14 protein-coding genes are annotated in these 16,308 nt (G+C 72.3%); 10 read left to right on the forward strand and 4 right to left on the reverse strand.

Annotated features, from left to right (window positions below; genetic code table 11):
• Positions 1-401: 401 nt before the first annotated feature.
• Genes ACFY04_RS37530 through ACFY04_RS37540 form a run of 3 tightly spaced genes read left to right on the forward strand, consistent with a single transcriptional unit; the run spans position 402 to position 4,116 of the window.
• The gene (locus ACFY04_RS37530) at positions 402-2,966 is read left to right on the forward strand and encodes a molybdopterin-dependent oxidoreductase (RefSeq protein WP_389124253.1); all 2,565 of its coding nucleotides are present in this window, start codon (positions 402-404) and stop codon (positions 2,964-2,966) included.
• Positions 2,963-3,925 carry an FAD binding domain-containing protein gene (locus tag ACFY04_RS37535; RefSeq protein ID WP_389124254.1) on the forward strand — a complete coding sequence of 321 codons (963 nt, stop codon included), beginning with the start codon at positions 2,963-2,965 and terminating at the stop codon, positions 3,923-3,925. Before ACFY04_RS37530 ends, ACFY04_RS37535 begins: the two co-directional genes overlap by 4 nt.
• A 32-nt stretch (positions 3,926-3,957) precedes the next feature.
• Positions 3,958-4,116 carry a hypothetical protein gene (locus ACFY04_RS37540; protein WP_389124257.1) on the forward strand — a complete coding sequence of 53 codons (159 nt, stop codon included), beginning with the start codon at positions 3,958-3,960 and terminating at the stop codon, positions 4,114-4,116.
• 46 nt (positions 4,117-4,162) lie between these two features.
• Here ACFY04_RS37540 and ACFY04_RS37545 read toward each other — a convergent pair whose 3' ends face one another.
• Positions 4,163-5,278: an ABC transporter substrate-binding protein gene (locus ACFY04_RS37545; protein WP_389124260.1), complete on the reverse strand. Its 1,116-nt coding sequence runs from the start codon at positions 5,276-5,278 to the stop codon at positions 4,163-4,165.
• A 233-nt stretch (positions 5,279-5,511) separates the two neighbouring features.
• Here ACFY04_RS37545 and ACFY04_RS37550 point away from each other — a divergent pair, with 233 nt between their 5' ends.
• From ACFY04_RS37550 to ACFY04_RS37565, 4 genes are all read left to right on the forward strand, one after another.
• Positions 5,512-6,120: a hypothetical protein gene (locus tag ACFY04_RS37550; RefSeq protein ID WP_389124263.1), complete on the forward strand. Its 609-nt coding sequence runs from the start codon at positions 5,512-5,514 to the stop codon at positions 6,118-6,120.
• Positions 6,121-6,159: 39 nt separating this feature from the next.
• On the forward strand, positions 6,160-7,158 hold the full coding sequence (locus ACFY04_RS37555) for a linear amide C-N hydrolase (RefSeq protein ID WP_389124266.1): 999 nt from the start codon (positions 6,160-6,162) through the stop codon (positions 7,156-7,158).
• Between the two features lie 220 nt (positions 7,159-7,378).
• Positions 7,379-8,503 (forward strand): glycoside hydrolase family 64 protein, encoded by a 1,125-nt coding sequence (locus tag ACFY04_RS37560; protein ID WP_389124374.1) that lies wholly within the window; start codon positions 7,379-7,381, stop codon positions 8,501-8,503.
• Positions 8,504-8,775: 272 nt separating this feature from the next.
• On the forward strand, positions 8,776-10,287 hold the full coding sequence (locus ACFY04_RS37565) for a glutamate synthase subunit beta (RefSeq protein ID WP_389124269.1): 1,512 nt from the start codon (positions 8,776-8,778) through the stop codon (positions 10,285-10,287).
• Between the two features lie 97 nt (positions 10,288-10,384).
• Here the strand turns inward: ACFY04_RS37565 and ACFY04_RS37570 are convergent, their stop codons facing one another.
• Complete coding sequence (locus ACFY04_RS37570) at positions 10,385-10,603, reverse strand: hypothetical protein (protein WP_389124270.1); 219 nt, start codon at positions 10,601-10,603, stop codon at positions 10,385-10,387.
• A 241-nt stretch (positions 10,604-10,844) separates the two neighbouring features.
• On the opposite strand from ACFY04_RS37570, the gene ACFY04_RS37575 reads away from it, so the two are divergent.
• From ACFY04_RS37575 to ACFY04_RS37585, 3 genes are all read left to right on the forward strand, one after another.
• A complete protein-coding gene (locus ACFY04_RS37575) occupies positions 10,845-12,209 on the forward strand; it encodes an AMP-binding protein (RefSeq protein WP_389124273.1) in 1,365 nt (454 codons plus the stop codon).
• A 63-nt stretch (positions 12,210-12,272) separates the two neighbouring features.
• Positions 12,273-12,500, forward strand: a complete 228-nt coding sequence (locus ACFY04_RS37580) for an I78 family peptidase inhibitor (RefSeq protein WP_389124276.1) — start codon at positions 12,273-12,275, stop codon at positions 12,498-12,500.
• 157 nt (positions 12,501-12,657) lie between these two features.
• Positions 12,658-13,632 (forward strand): NAD(P)H-binding protein, encoded by a 975-nt coding sequence (locus tag ACFY04_RS37585; protein ID WP_389124279.1) that lies wholly within the window; start codon positions 12,658-12,660, stop codon positions 13,630-13,632.
• 199 nt (positions 13,633-13,831) lie between these two features.
• Here ACFY04_RS37585 and ACFY04_RS37590 read toward each other — a convergent pair whose 3' ends face one another.
• Together ACFY04_RS37590 and ACFY04_RS37595 are read right to left on the reverse strand one after the other, a co-directional pair.
• A complete protein-coding gene (locus tag ACFY04_RS37590; RefSeq protein ID WP_389124282.1) occupies positions 13,832-15,481 on the reverse strand; it encodes an allantoin permease in 1,650 nt (549 codons plus the stop codon).
• 267 nt (positions 15,482-15,748) lie between these two features.
• A complete protein-coding gene (locus ACFY04_RS37595) occupies positions 15,749-15,883 on the reverse strand; it encodes a hypothetical protein (RefSeq protein WP_389124284.1) in 135 nt (44 codons plus the stop codon).
• Between the last annotated feature and the right edge of the window lie 425 nt (positions 15,884-16,308).

The following is a 16,308-nucleotide window of genomic DNA, read 5'->3' on the forward strand; positions in this document are numbered from 1 at the left end:
CGCCGGCCGCTCCTCGTCCCGCCACGGGCACATGAGGAACCTGCGACCCCGGTACAGGCGGATTTCTCCCTCTGCGGGGGGACCCGAGCGGTCAAGGCAACTTCCCGCGCCCTGACCGGCACAGCCCGCTTAGAGAACGGCGAGCCGGAACCCGACGCCAGGGGAGCCCGTTCCGGTCTGTTCCTGCGCGCAGAGGTCCGCGCAGAAGTCTTCGACACCCATGGCTGCTTCAGCAGCCGCACACTCCGTCTCGCACGCACCTCGGCGGATGCCGGCACGGCCGCCCCCACCCGTACGGGGACGGGCGCCGGACTGCGCCGGAGCCGCGGGCGGGATATCAAGGAGCGTGAAGGCGAGCGCGAGGTCCGACAGACGCCGCCCCGCGGTGAGGAGAACGTCTCGTGGAGTTCGAGGTCAATGGCACCCGGCACGCGGTGGACGTCGACGACGACCCGGCCGCCGTGGACGTCGTGCGGGACCGGCTGGGTCTGACCGGCACCAAGCTGGTCTGCGCGGGCGGGGTGTGCGGGGCCTGCACGATCCAGGTCGACGGCGAACCCCGGGTCTCCTGCCTGACACCGGCGGTCGCGCTGGCCGGCCGACAGGTGACGACCGTCGAGGGCCTGTCCGGTCACCCGGTCGGGCGAGCCTTCGCCGGCGAGGACGCCCTCCAGTGCGGCTACTGCACCCCGGGGTTCGTGGTCGCGGCGGCGGCGTTCTTCGAGCGGTGGCGAGCCGCCCACGGCCGCACCCGGCCCGGGAGGGAGCCGATCGCGGACGCGCTCGCGGGCCACCTGTGCCGGTGCGGCGCGTACGAGGGGATCTTCAGCGCGGTGGCCGCGGCCTGCGCGGGCGACTACGACACGGCGCCGCCCGGCGGGGAGCCGCCGGCGGTCCCGCGCGTCGAGGCCCCGCAGAAGACCGACGGATCGGCCCGGTACACCACGGACCTGCGCCCCGAGGGACTGCTGGAAGGGGTGATCATCCGCTCGCCGCACGCGCATGCTCACGTGCGCTCCCTCGAAGCCGGGGACGTGCCCCTGGTACCGCTGCTGCCCCCGGACGGCGTGGTGCGGTACGTCGGGCAGCCCGTGGCCGCGGTCGCGGCGCCGGACCGGGCCTCCGCACGGGCGGCGGCCGCCCGCGTCACGGTGCACTACGAGGTGCTCCCGGCGGCCCTGGACGTACGCCAGGCCCGCACCGGCGAGGGCCCGCTGGTCTACGCGGACAAGGCGGCACGCAAGCGGGCACCGGGTTCCGGCGAGACCCCGCAGCTGGTGCCCGCCCGCTGGCGCGGCAACCTCCGGGGCCCGTCCGCCATGAGCAAACGTCCCGCCACGGCCGTGCGCCGTATCACCGAGGCGCGGAGCCGGAACCCCGAGCGGGTGGTGGAGGGCGTCTTCACGACGGCCGCACAGACGCACACCCCGCTCGAACCGCACGCCTGCCTGGCCGAGTGGGTCGACGGCACCCTCCACCTGGAGGTGTCCACCCAGTCCGTGAAACGCACGGCCGAGCTCGCCGCCGAACGCTTCGGTGTGCCCGTCGAACGGGTGGTGGCACGGGCCGTCCACGTAGGCGGCGGCTTCGGCTGCAAGATGGGACTGACCTCCGACGTCGTTGCCGCGGTCGGGCTGGCCCGGCTGCACGGCGCCCCGGTGCGGGTGGTGCTGGACAGGGACGAGGAACTCACCGACGGCGGATACCGGCCCGGCACCCGGATCCGGCTGGCGATGGTCGCGGACGAGGCCGGCGACCTGAGCGCGCTGGCCATGGACGCGGACAACGACGGCGGTGTCTCGGTCGGCGGCACCGTGGCGGCACTGGCCCGGTTCATGTACGGCAAGGCCCCCCGCCGGCTCCGCGACTTCGACACCGTCACCCACCGTCCCCCGGGCGCCCCGTTCCGCGGCCCCGGCGGACCCACCATGTGCTGGGCCCTGGAGCAGGCCGTCGACGAGATGGCCCACCGGCTCGGCCAGGACCCGATCGCCCTGCGCCGCCGCTGGGACGGCAACCCCAAGCGGCACGCCCTGTACGACCGGGCCGCCGCGCTCCCGGTCTGGTCGGGCCCCCGCGGCGGCACCGGCCGGTTCCGCCGGGGCGTCGGCGTCGCGGCGGCCAATTGGATGTACTTCCTCGATCCCGTCACCGAGGTCGAACTCACCGTCGAGGACGGGATCGTCGTCGCCCGCTGCGCGGTACAGGACATGGGCACGGGCTCGCGCACCGTGCTGCGCCGGGCCGTTGCCACGGGACTCGGCCTGCCGGAGGACAGGGTGCGCGCCGAGGTCGGCCGGAGCGATGCCGTCCACGGCCCCACCTCCGGCGGGAGCCGCACCACGCCCTCCCTCGTGCCCGCCGCCGCGGACGCCGCCGCCCGGCTGCGCGACGCACTCGGCGGCGGCGACGTCGCCACCCGGCTGGCCATGGCGCACGGCGTACGGGTGACCGGCCGGCGCCCCCGCGACCGCCGGGGCTTCGTGACCCCCTTCACCATGGGCGGTGTCGCGATCGGCCGCGGCTTCACCGGATCGGTGCAGGTCGCCGAGGTCGAGGTGGACACCCGCCTCGGCCGCGTCCGCCCGCTGAGCGTGTGGAGCGGCATCGCCGCCGGCCGGATCCACGAGGAGCGCCTCGCCCGCAGCCAGTGCGAGGGCGCCGTCGTACAGGGCGTCGGCTACGCCCTGTGCGAGGAGCGGCGCACCGACCCGGCCACCGGGCGGGTGCTGACCGAGAACCTGGAGGACTACCGCATTCCCGGCATCGGGGACACCCCCGAGATCACCGTCCACTTCCACCAGGAGGGTTTCGAGCACGTGCCTGGTGGCGGAGTCGGCCTCGGCGAGATCGCGACCCTGCCCACCGCGGCCTGCCTGGCCAACGCCGTCCACGACGCCACCGGCTGGCGCCCGTACGACATGCCCATCCGCCCCGACCGGCTCCTGGAAGGACTGGGTACGTGAGCACCGAGACCACCCTCACCGACCTCTCGGCCGCCGTCCTGGCCCGCGGCGGGGAGCTGCGCGCCGGTGGCACCGACACCACGGCCCGGCAGCGCAGCGGAGTCTCCCCGGGGCCGTTCACCGACCTCGGCGGCGCCGGGCACCTGCGCGGCTGCACGCCGCTGCCCGGCGGCGGGCTGCGGATCGGCGCCCTGACCACCCTCGCCGAGCTGGCCGCCGATCCGCGCGTACACGCCGGCTGGCCCGCCCTGGCCCTGGCCGCCGGGACCGCCGCCACTCCGCAGATCCGCGCCGCCGGCACCGTGGGCGGCAACCTGCTGCAGCGCAACCGGTGTTGGTACTACCGCAATCCTCACTTCAGCTGCCTCCAGAAGGGCGGCACCGGCTGCCCCGCGCGCGCGGGCGACCACCACTTCGGCGTGGTCACCGGCAACGGCCCGTGCGTCGCCCCGCACCCGTCCACCCTCGCGATGGCCCTGCTCACCTACGACGCCGAGGCCCACGTCCACGGCGAATCCCCGCGCGGCGTCGCCGACTTGTACGGGGACGGCGACCGGCTCTCGCACGCCGACCACCTGCTGCGGCCGGACCGGATCCTCACCGCGGTCGACCTGCCCGCGCCCTTGCCCGGCGAACGCGCCGCCTGCCACCGGGCCATCAGCCGCGCCCAGGCCGAATGGCCCCTGGTCGAGGCCACCGCCCGGCTGGTGCTCGACGGCTCCACCGTCACGCACGCCGCCGTCGCGGCGGGCGGGGTGGCCCGCGTACCGCTGCGGCTCACGGAGGTGGAGGCCGCCCTGATCGGCCGCGAGGCCACCCCCGACGTCCTCGCCGCAGCCGCAGCGACGGTCCTCGCCCGCTGCCGGCCGCTGCCACAGACCGGCTACAAGGCCAGGCTGTTCGGCAACACCGTCCTGGAAGTCCTGGAACAGGCCCTCGGCCCGGCCACCGCCGGCTGAAGCGTTGCACGCGGCAGGGCACTATGGGGGGCATGACGATTCGGCGCCCGGTCCGGCAGCGGTTCCTCAGGCATCCTGCCGGTCAGTTCGCCGTGGTCACCGTCCTGATGCTCATCCTCTTCGCGGTGATCAGCCTCGGGGTGACGTACGCCCTCGGTGCCGTCTTCGACGGCCCCTGGATGGTCTACTGACCCGGGCACCCTGGCGCCCCTTCCGTGTGACTCGGCTCTGTCCCCCTCAGCCGGCGTGGAGGATCCGGAAGCGGGCAGGTTCCGCCGGGTCCCGATCGACGACCTGGGTCGGAGCCCACGTCCACTGCCACACGCTGATGCCCGGCGTGCGGGAGAACCGGATCTGCCCGCGGGTGCCTTCGACTGCCACGCGCGACCAGGGTTCGGCGGCGCGTGCCTCGTCCTCGCCGACGTGTGCACGCAGCACGTCGGCGAGGACGAGGACCGTGTCGTAACCCTCGAAGGCGACGAAGGAAGGAGCCTGGCCCAACCGCTCGCGGAGGGCCGTCCCGACGCGCGCACCGAGCGGGCCGAGACGTTCCGGCAGGTAGCGCAGGAACGGGATCGCGGCGCCGTCGCCGCCCAGCAGCGTCGCCCATTCGGAAAACTCCGGTTGCCCGGCCGGAGCCCCGATCAGGATTGCGGCGAGGCGCCGGTCACGGCGGACGGCCTTGACGATCGGCACGGCCGGATCCGGGTGGCCGACCAGAAGCAGGAGGGCCGTCGCGCGGTGGCCGACGAGCTCGTCGCACACCGCGGCGGGGTCGAGGGCGCGCACGTCGAGCTCGACGACGGTGCCGCCGCGCGGAGCGAGGTACTCCCGCAGAATGCGGACCCCGGACGCCCAGTAGACACTCGACTGGGTCGCTACGGCGATTCGGCTGTGGCCCGCGCCGAGGAGGAAGTCCGCGTAGATCTGCCAGCCGTGGGACTGTGCCGGGGCGAGGCGCGCGACCCGTTCCGTCGGCTGCTCGGTGAGCGCGTCGAGCACCGCTGACGAGCAGAGGAACGGCAGGCCGAGGGCGTCGGCCCGGGCGGCGGCGGCGCGAGCGACGACACTGTGATACTCACCCGCCACAGCAGCCACGCCCAGTCGGGCCAACTCGTCCACCGCCGCAGCGGCCCTCTGCGGATCCGCCGAGGTGTCCCGGACGAGCAGTTCCAGTGGCTTTCCGCCGATCCCGCCGGCGTCGTTGACGTCGCGAACGGCCAGCTCCAGGCCGGCGAGGAGGTGTTGGCCCGCCTCGACCCAGCCGGGCCGGGTCAGCGGAACGAGAACGCCGATCCGGACGGATGATCCGTCAGTACGTTCCGCCCCAGGCGGCGATGGTGGCGCAGTCATGCTTCGGTGTCTCCCGAGTGGCGGTCCGGACGCGGTGTGCCCGGACCGCGGAACGATCGTCAGTGGCGCCGAGCGTAGCCGAGCCGGACATGGCCGGCTCCGGCGCCCCGTGGCCCGTGGCCGGCCGGGTGCGCGGGCCATCCGGGCGGGACGCAGGGTGCGTACGGCATGGCATCCGGGGCAGCGCCGTCCCGCGGCGCATGCTGGGTCACCCCGCCCTGCAGGAGAGGCCTGTGAGTGATTCCAGACCGCGAGTGACCGCGAGGCCGGTCACCGCCGCGGCGGCCGATGGCATTCCCGCTCCCGGGGTCATCGGCATCGGACTTGCCGCGGTGCTGACGTTCGCGCTCGCCCAGGGCTCGTGGCAGTGGTTCGCCACGTTCATCGGGGTGACGCTGCTTGCGGTGATGCTCGCCTTTCAGCGACGGGCCGAGTGGACCCCGGACGTCCGCTCCCCGTACATGCGCGGCCTGGTCGCGTACGCGCTGGTCGTCGGCCTGTGCGTGTCGATCGCACTGGCCCCCCTGCTGCAGCGCCGGGCCTGGCTGTTCCCGATGCCGGGCACGCGCAGCGACTGCGTGCTGACGGGCAGGTACGCGGCGCTCCAGGTGGAGGCCGCGCTCGGGAACCTGGCCGCCAGTGACGGCGCGGCCGTCGCGTTCCAGCGGGAGGACCAGGCCCGTAAGGCCGTTGCCGAGTGCCTGGCGGCCACGACGACCCTGTGGCTGCCGGTGTACGGGCTCGGGGTGGCGGTGCTGGTGGGGGTGTGCGCATGGTTCCGCGACCGGGCCCGCGCCCGTTCGGGCCGAGCCGGTCAGGCGCAGGCCTCGGCCGCGAGCTGATGCGTTCGCCTCACGCAGAGAGGGACGAGGGATTCACCCATGTGCACGCGGATCTTGTGGAACACCAACAACCACGCCGTTCTTGCCGGCCGGACGATGGACTGGCCGGAATCGACCGAGCCGGTCCTGACCGTGTTCCCCCGGGGGCTCGAGCGCAACGGCGGCACACTGGGGGGCACCGCCGTCGTCGGTGACAACCCCCTGCTGTGGACGAGTGGACTCGGCAGCCTCGTGACGACCGTCTACGGTGCCGGAACGGCCGACGGCATCAACGAAGCCGGCCTCGCGGCGCACCTGCTGTACCTGGACAGCACCGACCTCGGCCCCCGCGACCCCAGCAGGCCGGGCCTCCAGATCGCCCTGTGGATCCAGTACCTGCTGGACAGCGCCCGCACGGTGCAGGAAGCCCTGGACCTGCTCGGCACCTGTCAGCTGGTGCCGGTCGAGGTGCGCGGCTTCCAGGCCTCGGTGCACGTGGCTTTGGAGGACGCGTCAGGGGACTCCGCGATCATCGAGTACATCGCGGGCCAACGGCGGGTGCACCACGACCGCAGCTACACGATCATGACCAACGAACCCTCCTACGAGGAACAACTCCGCCTGCTGCGGGAAAAGGTGCGCGCCGTGCAGGGGCTCGGCCACGACCGGCCCAGCAGCGAGGTCCCCCTGCCCGGAAACGTGAACGCGGTCGACCGCTTCCAGCGCGCCGCCTACTTCAGCTCACTGCTGCCCGAGCCGGCGGACGACCGGCAGGCGGTCGCCGCGATCCTGGCCGTCACCCGCAACGCGTCGGTGCCCTTCGGCGCGCCGTACCGCGAGGGGAGGTTCAAGACCTACAACACCGAGTACCGCACCGTCTGCGACCTCACCAGCAAGCGGTACTTCTTCGAACTCGCCACCAGCCCGAACCTCCTGTGGGCCGAGATCGACCGCTTCGACCTCTCGCCCGGCGCTCCCGTCATGACGCTGCGTCCCGAGGGGATCGACCTCGTCGGGGACGTCTCGGACAGGTTCACGCGAGCGCCCGCGCCGTTCTGAGGGCCGGCAGGGCTCTCCGGGCTGGGTCAGGGCGACCGTATCCATTGACAGAAGTTGAACGCAGGCCGAGGCTGAGAGCGCTCTCGGCCGTCAACTCATAGGCGCGGGAGCGCCGTACCTCCCCCCACCGTCAGATGCCCCCACACGGAGGATGATCGTGTTCCGTTTATCGAAAGTGCTTGCATCGGGTCTCTCGGCCCTGGTGGTCGCGGCCGGCCTGATGGCTCTCGGTCCGCTGACATCGGCAGAGGCCGTACCGGCGACCATCCCGCTCACGATCAAGAACAGCTCGGGACGCAGCGAGCCGGTCTACGTGTACAACCTGGGAACGCAGCTGACGACCGGCCGGCAGGGCTGGGCCGATGCCAACGGCGGATTCCACCCCTGGCCCGTGGGAGGCAATCCGCCCACCCCCGCGCCCGACGCATCGATCACGGGTCCGGCCAACGGGCAGACCAAGACGATCCGGATACCCAAGTTCTCCGGACGCGTCTACTTCTCCATAGGTCAGAAGATCGTCTTCAAGCTCAGCACCGGCGGACTCGTCCAGCCCGCCGTGCAGAACCCGTCCGACCCCAACCGCACCATCCTGTTCAACTGGTCCGAGTACACGCTCAACGATGCCGGCCTGTGGATCAACAGCACCCAGGTCGACATGTTCTCGGCTCCGTACGCGGTGGGCGTGAAGGCGGCCGACGGCACGGTCACGAACACGGGCCGGCTCAAGCCGGGCGGCTACAACGCCGTATTCAGCCAACTGCGTTCGGCCGGCTGGGGCGGATTGATCCAGAACCGCCCCGACGGCACGCCGCTGCGCGCGCTCTCGCCCGGTCACGGCATCGAGGCGGGCGGAATCCCCGCCGGCGTCATGAACGACTACATCAACCGGGTCTGGAGCAAGTACAGCTCCTCCACGCTCACCGTGACGCCCTTCGTGAACCAGCCGAACACCAAGTACTACGGCCGGGTCTCGGGCAACGTCATGAACTTCACCAACGGATCGGGAGCGGTGGTCACCAGCTTCCAGAAGCCGGATTCCGACAGCGTCTTCGGCTGCTACAAGCTCCTGGACGCACCCAACGACCTGGTCCGCGGCCCGATCTCCCGCACCCTGTGCGCGGGCTTCAACCGGTCGACGCTGCTGACCAACCCGGCCCAGCCCGACCCGAACAACGCCAACTTCTACCGTGACGCCGTCACCAACCACTACTCCCGCATCATCCACGGACAGATGGCCGACGGTAAGGCGTACGGATTCGCCTTCGACGACGTGGGCGCCCATGAGTCGCTGGTGCACGACGGCAACCCGCAAGAGGCCTTCATGACGCTGGAACCGTTCAACTAGGGCCGCCCGGTCATCCGCCCGTTCGGCGCTGCCGGCCTCCGTGAGCGGACGCCGGCAGCGCCACCGAAATCGCCGACACCGCCCGTGACCGAGCCGCAGTGGATCACCACACGGCCGTCACCGTCCGCACCCGCCCGGTCGCTCACCTCAGTCGCCCAGGGCGCTGCCGCGCAGGCGGCGTAATCTGACTGAACTGCCACAGAACGCGCGAACGGGTGACACGGTGCGCGGGCCGTGTACCTTGCCGCGCCCACGATCCAGGGAGGCGGCGCGTGACCGATCCGTTCGGCTTCCTCAGGATCCCCCGCGAGGCCGTGCCGGCCCGCCCCGTCGAGCAACGGCTCGGCGACTGGCGCGAGGTCTACGCGGGCCAGTCGCTGCTGCCGCTCGTCTCCCGGCAGGCCGACCGCTGTATGGACTGCGGCATACCGTTCTGCCACACCGGCTGCCCCCTGGGAAACCTCATCCCCGAGTGGAACGCGTACGCCGCCCACGGTGACTGGCATGCGGCGTACGAGCGGCTCCACGCGACCAACAACTTCCCGGAGATCACCGGCAGGCTCTGCCCGGCCCCCTGTGAGGACGCCTGCGTCCTCACGATCAACGCGGACCCGGTGACCATCAAGAACGTCGAGCAGGCGATCGCGGACGAGGGCCTGCGGCTCGGCTACATGGCGCCCAGACCGCCGGAGAAGTGCAGCGGCAAGACGGTGGCCGTCATCGGCTCCGGTCCGGCCGGACTGGCCGCAGCGCAGCAGCTGACCCGGGCCGGGCACCGCGTCACGGTCCACGAGCGGGCCGACCGGATCGGCGGACTGCTGCGCTACGGCATCCCCGAGTTCAAGATGGAGAAGGCCCACCTGGACCGCCGCATCGAGCAGATGCGGGCCGAGGGCACGACATTCGCCACGGGCGCGGACGTCGGCGGCGCGACCGGCGCCGGAGCGGACGAGCTGCGGAGCCGGTACGACGCCCTCGTCGTCGCGATCGGAGCCGGCGAGCGACGGGAGCTGCCGGTCCCAGGCCGTTCGCTGCACGGCATCCACCAGGCGATGGACTACCTGACCTGCGCCAATCGCGTGCGGGAGGGCGACTACCCCGCATCCCCTCTCACCGCCGAAGGCAGACACGTGGTCGTCGTGGGCGGCGGTGACACCGGCTCCGACTGCCTCGGGACGGCCTTGCGGCAGGGCGCGGTCTCCGTGCTCCAGCTCGACATCAATCCGGAGCCCGGTGAGGGCCGGACCGGCGACGAGCCCTGGCCGGTGTACCCGAGGACGTACCGGATCTCCCACGCCCACGAAGAGGCCCGCGGGCGCGAGGGCCGCGACCCCAGGCTGTTCGCTTGCGCCACCCTGCGCTTCGAGGGGGACGCCGCGGGCCGGGTACGGGCGCTGCACCTGACCGCCGTCGAGCCGGTGGCCCGCAGCCCGCTGGCCGGCACCGAGCAGGTCATACCGGCCGGCCTGGTCCTGCTGGCCCTCGGCTTCTCGGGCCCCGAGCGGGCCGGCGGCCTGCGCGAGCAGTTGGGCCTGGACCTCGACGAGCGCGGCAACTTCGCGCGCGACGCCGGCTTCGCGGCGGTCGGCGGGCGGGCGCCGGGGGTGTTCGTCGCGGGCGACGCGGGCCGGGGGCAGTCGCTGGTGGTGTGGGCCATCGCCGAGGGCCGCGCGGTGGCCGCCGCCGTGGACCGCTACCTGACCGGCTCCACCTGCCTCCCGGCTCCGGTCGCCGCGCATGACCGGCCGATGACGGCCTTGGGCCGCATGCGGTACGGGCTCTGAGGAGTCCGGTCGCGGGTCGCAGGACGCGGAACGAACCGGCAGGAGACAGCGTGGCGGCAGCCCGTGCGGTGGTGCCTGTGGCTGTCAGCGCTCGCCGTCAGTGCTCACGCCCGGGGCGGCGCCTCTCGCGCGGGGACTCGCCGCCGTCGCCGGGCCGGTCCAAACGGCTGGCCTCGTCCGTGTCCGCCGCCCGTACGGCTGGTTCGCCCGTGCGGGACGCCGTGGAACGGGGCGCGACGTGGGGTGCCCTGCGCCGGCTCTGCTCGTCGTCGTGGTCGTGGAGCGGGGCGCCGCCTGCGCCTCCCTGGTCGTCCATGGCGGATCCTTCCTGTACGTCGGCCCCCATACGGCGGGCCCCCATACGGCGGGCCCCCATACGGCGGGCCCCCATACGGCGGGCCCCCAGTCGGCGCGTGCCCGGAGCCCGGCCCCGGAAACCCGTAGATCCGGAGAAAATGGAGGAAACCGGTCCCGTCATCGACAGGTGCGGGGCGGGCCAAGGCGCCACCGTAGGCTGACCGGGTTGTTTCTGCTCTTCGCTGATCGGAGCTGCCGTCATGCTGACCGCCCTGACGGGTGTTTTCGGGGATCGCGCGGACGCTGTGAGCGTCGCGGGTCGCACCGCTTCCTACGAGGAACTTCTGGGTGCGGCCGGTGCGGTGGCCGCCGACCTGGCCGCCCTTGGCCCGGTGCGCGCGTTCGCGGTGACCGCTACCGCCTCGCTCGAGACCGTCGTCGCGGTGGTCGGGGGACTGCTGGCCGGAGTGCCGTGCGTTCCGCTGCCTCCCGATGCCGGGCCCGCCGAGCGTGATCACATCCTGCGTGACTCCGGCGCCCGTCCCATTGAGGTGGACTTCGCCCGCCGCGCACCTGCCGCATCGGCCGCACCCACCGGGCCGGCGGCGGCACCCGAGGACCCCGCGTTGATCCTCTACACGTCCGGGACCACCGGCGCCCCCAAGGGCGTGGTCCTCAGCACCGCCGCGATCACCGCTGACCTCGACGCGCTCGCCGACGCCTGGGAGTGGAGTGCGCAGGACACGCTCGTCCACGGGCTACCGCTGTTCCATGTCCATGGGCTGGTCCTGGGTGTCCTGGGGGCGTTGCGGACGGGGAGCCGCCTGGTCCATACGGGCCGACCGACGCCGGAGGCGTATGCGGAGGCCGCGGAGGCCGGGGGGAGTCTGTACTTCGGAGTGCCGACGGTGTGGTCGCGTATCGCGGCCGCTCCGCAGGCGGCGGCCGCGTTGTCGCGGGCCCGGCTGCTGGTGTCGGGGAGCGCGGCCCTGCCCACGCCGGTGTTCCGGGATCTGGAACGGCTGACCGGGCACCGGCCGGTGGAGCGGTACGGGATGACGGAGACCCTGATCACCGTGAGCGGGCGGGCGGGCGGTGAGGTCCGCCCCGGCGCGGTCGGCACCCCGATCACGGGAATCCGTACGCGTATCGCCGCCGAGCCGGGCGCCGAGATCGGTGAACTGCAGTTGGTGGGACCGACGTTGTTCTCGGGGTATCTGGGCCGACCGGAGGCGACGGCCGCCGCCTTCACGGAGGACGGGTGGTTCCGCACGGGTGACATCGCGGCCGTTGACGGCGACGGTGTGCACCGGATCGTGGGTCGCGCGTCCACGGACATGATCAAGTCGGGTGGCTACCGGATCGGGGCGGGTGAGATCGAGAACGCGCTGTTGGACCACCCGCGGGTGAGGGAGGCGGCGGTGATCGGTGTGCCGGATGCCGACCTGGGGGAGCGGATCGTCGCGTTCGTCGTCGCTGAGGGGGTCACGGGCGCCGAGTTGACCGAGTTCGTCGCCACGTATTTGTCGGTGCACAAGCGGCCGCGTGAGGTTCGTTTCATCGCCGCGGTTCCGCGCAACGCGATGGGCAAGCCGCAGAAGCGGCTCCTGCTGGACGGGGAGTAGCAGCGGGAGCGGGGTTTGGCGGGTGGGGGCATGTGCAGCACCTCGGTGGGGCAGGTGGGAGCCATGACCGCTTCCTCTTCCGATCCCGATTCCGCTGCCTCACCCGCCGCTGACGATCCGGCGCACTACCCAGGGCTCCACACCGACGAGGCGAAACGCCGGGCACTGGCGCACGGCTGGACGACGGTGCGCATGGTCCCGCCCGGCACGATGCTGACCATGGAACACCTCGAAGGCAGGCTGAACTTCGAGGTCGAGGGCGGCAGGGTGCGGAGAGCCTGGAGCGGCTGACCCCTAGCGCTGTGTCCGTATTCCAGCCCCGATCGCGGGGAGGCGGGTGCCACATCGCCCATCGCCGCTAGGGTTGGTCCCCCGGATCCGCAACCGCTTCCCCCGGGCCGGGGAAAGCGGCGCAAGATCTCCGTTGTCCTCACCGGAGGTGCTTGCCATGCCCGGCATTCCCTTGTTCCCCCGTCCGTACTCCGTCCCGTCCGCGTCCCCGTCCCTGTTGCACCTGCTGACAGCGGTGAACGCCCGGAAGGGCGCAGGCAGCAGCCCCACCGGAGTCGTCGGCCGACGCCTCGCGCGGCGCCTGCTCGCGGCCGGTGACCGCGTCCGCGTCCTCGCCGAACCCGAGCAGGCGGCGGACTGGCCGACGGGCACGGAGGTGGTCGAGGGCTCCGTCACCCGCCCCGCCGAGCCGGCCGGGGCCTTCGACGGCACGGACACGCTCTTCCTGGCCGGCGCGGTCCCCGCCACGGTCCGGGACGTCCTGGGCCTCGCTCGCGCGGCCGGTACACGGCGGATCGTCACGCTCTCCTCGCACGGTCCCGAGCACGAGCAGGCGTACCCGCCGGAGACCTGGTTCTGGCTGGCCGTCGAACGGGCCGTCGAGGCGGCGGGGATGGAATGGACGCACATCAGGCCCTCGGCGGTGATGGGCGCAGTCCTGGAGGGCACCTATCCGGCTACCGGATCGGACTGGCCCGAGACCGTGCGGCGCGAAGGGACCGTCCGCGAGGCGTTCCTCGAGGACGGCCACTACCCCTTCGTGCACGAGGAGGACCTGGCCGCCGTGGCCGAAACGGCACTCCGTACCGCCGACCACGTGGGCTCGGTCCTGGAAGCGGTCGGGCTGCCGCTCGCCAGCCGCGACCGCCTCGAAAGCATCGCCCGGGCCACCGGCCGCCCGATCACCGCCGTCGACCTCACCCCGGAAGCCGGCCGCGACGCCTGGCGCGAGCAGGGCTGGCCCGACGACGGTATCGAGGTCACCCTCTTCGCACTCCGCGAGTACGCCCTCCACCTCGACGAACTCACGCAGTGGACGCTCGACCAGCGACCCGCCCTCGCCGATCTGACGGGTCGCCCTCCCCGTACCTTCGACGACTGGGCCGAGGAACACCTCCACCTCTTCCGCTGAGCCGGCGCCCCGAACGGTGGCCCCCGGTCCGGAGCGTGCCTGCGAGGGACGCCGACACACCCCGGACCGGGGCCCGTTCAGTGCCGGGCGGCCGCCTGCGGCTCCGCTGCCCGGGCCTCCGGGGCGTCGATCCCACCCTGCCGACGGCCGGCGCACCCCGGCACAGCCCGGAGTGACCGCCGGCCCCGGCGGGGTCGGCCTACACGGTGGCCGGCAGGACGTGGTCGCCGGCCTTGTCGGTGCTCAGGCACAGCGAGCAGACGACCGCGTCGTGGGTGACGCACGCGGTGAGGTCGGGGCGCTCGTAGGGCTGGTGGCAGACGTGGCAGACGAGGGTCGCCGCGCTCGGGTTCCCGTCGGTGTCCAGCAGGGGCTCGCCGATGCCGTCGTCGGTGCGGCGCAAATAGTAGCGGCCCTTGGTGACCACGGCCATCAGCGGTGTGACGACGAAGGCGATGACGGCTGCGGCCACGGGCGAGTACGGCTGGAGGGTGTCGCCGAGGAGGTGGAAGTACATGGCGATCGACAGGCCGGAGGCGGCGAGGAAGGCCACGACGCCGACCGGATTGACGGCGTGGAGCATCCCGCGGCGGAACTCCGGCTGGAGCGGGGACAGCTTCAGCACGTACTTGTTGATGCCGATGTCGGTGGCCACGGTGACCACCCAGGCGATCGCGCAGTTCGAGTAGAACCCCAGGATGCTGCCCAGGAAGCTGAACATGTCGGCTTCCATCAGGACGAGGGCGAAGGCCAGGTTGACCAGGACGAACACCATGCGGCCGGGGTAGTGCCCGGTGACGCGGGTGAAGGAGTTCGTCCAGGCCAGCGATCCGGAGTACGCGTTCGTCACGTTGATCTTGATCTGGCTGATGACCACCAGGACCACGGCCAGCGGGATGACCAGCCAGGCTGGCATCATCGCGTCGAAGGCGCTGCGGAACTGCTGGATGGGCTCGGGCGCGGCCGCCGGTCCGACCTCGGCGAGGATGTAGACGGCGAGGAAGACACCGATGGCCTGCTTGAGCGCGCCGAGCACCACCCACCCGGGACCGGCCATGACCACGGCGGTCCACCAGGTGCGCTTGTTCGCCTCGGTCTTGGGCGGCATGAAGCGCAGGTAGTCGATCTGCTCGCCGATCTGCGCGATCAAGGACAGGCACACCCCCGCGCCGAGCATGACGGAGGCGGTGGTGACGGCGCCGTCGCCGCTCGTGCCGGGGTAGGTCAGGAAGCGGTCCACCGTGCCGGGGTCGTCGGCGATCAGATAGACCAGCGGGCCGACCATGAGCAGCAGCCAGATCGGGGTGGTCCACACCTGGAGCTTGCTGAGCGCCTTCATGCCGTAGACGACCAGCGGGATCACCATGAGGGTGGAGACGGCGTAGCCCAGCCACAGCGGCAGCCCGAGGCCGAGTTCGAGCCCCTGGGCCATGATCGAGCCTTCGAGGGCGAAGAAGATGAAGGTGAAGCTGGCGAAGATGATGCTGGTGAGGACCGAGCCGTAGTAGCCGAAGCCGGAGCCGCGAGTGATCAGGTCGAGGTCGATGTTGTAGCGCGCGCCGTAGTAGGCCAGCGGGAAGCCGGTGATGAAGATGACGGCCGCGGCGACGGTGATGGCCACGAGCGCGTTGCTGGTGCCGTGGGCCAGGCCGATGCCGGCGCCGATGGAGAAGTCGGCCATGTAGGCGATGCCGCCGAGGGCCGTGGTGGCCACGACCATGGGGGTCCAGCGGCGGTAACTACGGGGTGCGAAACGGAGGGTGTAGTCCTCCAGCGTCTCCTTGACCGCCTGGTCGGCAGCGGTCTTCGTCGCGTGTGCCGTGGTCTGTCGCGACTCGGTGGTACTCATGCCACGCCTCCCGGTGGGGCTGGGTGCCCGTATAGGTGCGGCGCCGCCGGCAGGACGGGGAGCGATGGGCCGTCATGAGTGTTCTCCGGCAGCGCTGTTCATGCCTGTGGTCCCACGTCGGTCACGCTAGAAAGCGGTTGTTACCCCGGGTGCGCGAAGTGGTGAACACCATGTTGCTGCCGACCCTCGCCGCGTATGCACGCCACACGCGCGCAGATGCCGACCCACCGTGCCGGTCGACCGGTCGGTGGCCTGACCGACCCCGGTCTATGGTGGCCGCGCGCCGCGCGGCGCGTGCCGACCCACCGGCTCCGGCCGGGCCGGCAGGAAGTCGGCCACGGTGTCCAGGTCCGTGTCGGACCAGCGCAGCTCGGCCCGCCGGAAGTGCGCGTACCGTTCCACGCGGTCGGGGTCCGTGCGTGTCGGGGTGAGCCAGACCCACCGGCCCCCGTACGGGCCACCGCGAGGTCGTGCAGGGCGGTCAGGTTGCGGCAGATCTCGGCGAAACCGACGAGCGGGGTGCGGTCGATGCGCTGCACGTCGTTCGCGCCGAGCATGCACAACACCCAGTCGGGCCGCTGGAATCCCAGCGCCGACAGCTGCTGCGCCAGAGCCTGGGGTGGTGGTGCTCCCCGATACGGCCAGGTTGGTGCACCGTACGCCCTCGGGCAGCAAGTGACGCAGGATCTCGAACCAGGAGAGCCGGTCGGCGGTGGTGCTCTAGCCCAGGGCCACGACGTGCTCACCCGCCCGGAACGGCAGTGCGGCGATCCGAGCGGTTGCGCCCGGTTCGGCCGACAGCGCTGCCGCCGCTTCCCGGTTGCGCT

The organism is Streptomyces sp. NPDC001549 (assembly GCF_042894025.1).
GTDB classification, from domain to species: Bacteria; Actinomycetota; Actinomycetes; order Streptomycetales; family Streptomycetaceae; genus Streptomyces; species Streptomyces kutzneri.

What these genes read in the sequence shown, in the direction of transcription:
- ACFY04_RS37590 (WP_389124282.1), bottom strand. Translation starts at nt 15,481, where the DNA reads ATGAGTACCACCGAGTCGCGACAGACCACGGCACACGCGACGAAGACC.
- ACFY04_RS37540 (WP_389124257.1), top strand. Translation starts at nt 3,958, where the DNA reads ATGACGATTCGGCGCCCGGTCCGGCAGCGGTTCCTCAGGCATCCTGCC.
- ACFY04_RS37580 (WP_389124276.1), top strand. Translation starts at nt 12,273, where the DNA reads ATGACCGCTTCCTCTTCCGATCCCGATTCCGCTGCCTCACCCGCCGCT.
- ACFY04_RS37575 (WP_389124273.1), top strand. Translation starts at nt 10,845, where the DNA reads ATGCTGACCGCCCTGACGGGTGTTTTCGGGGATCGCGCGGACGCTGTG.
- ACFY04_RS37585 (WP_389124279.1), top strand. Translation starts at nt 12,658, where the DNA reads ATGCCCGGCATTCCCTTGTTCCCCCGTCCGTACTCCGTCCCGTCCGCG.
- ACFY04_RS37570 (WP_389124270.1), bottom strand. Translation starts at nt 10,603, where the DNA reads ATGGACGACCAGGGAGGCGCAGGCGGCGCCCCGCTCCACGACCACGAC.
- ACFY04_RS37555 (WP_389124266.1), top strand. Translation starts at nt 6,160, where the DNA reads ATGTGCACGCGGATCTTGTGGAACACCAACAACCACGCCGTTCTTGCC.
- ACFY04_RS37545 (WP_389124260.1), bottom strand. Translation starts at nt 5,278, where the DNA reads ATGACTGCGCCACCATCGCCGCCTGGGGCGGAACGTACTGACGGATCA.
- ACFY04_RS37560 (WP_389124374.1), top strand. Translation starts at nt 7,379, where the DNA reads ATGGCTCTCGGTCCGCTGACATCGGCAGAGGCCGTACCGGCGACCATC.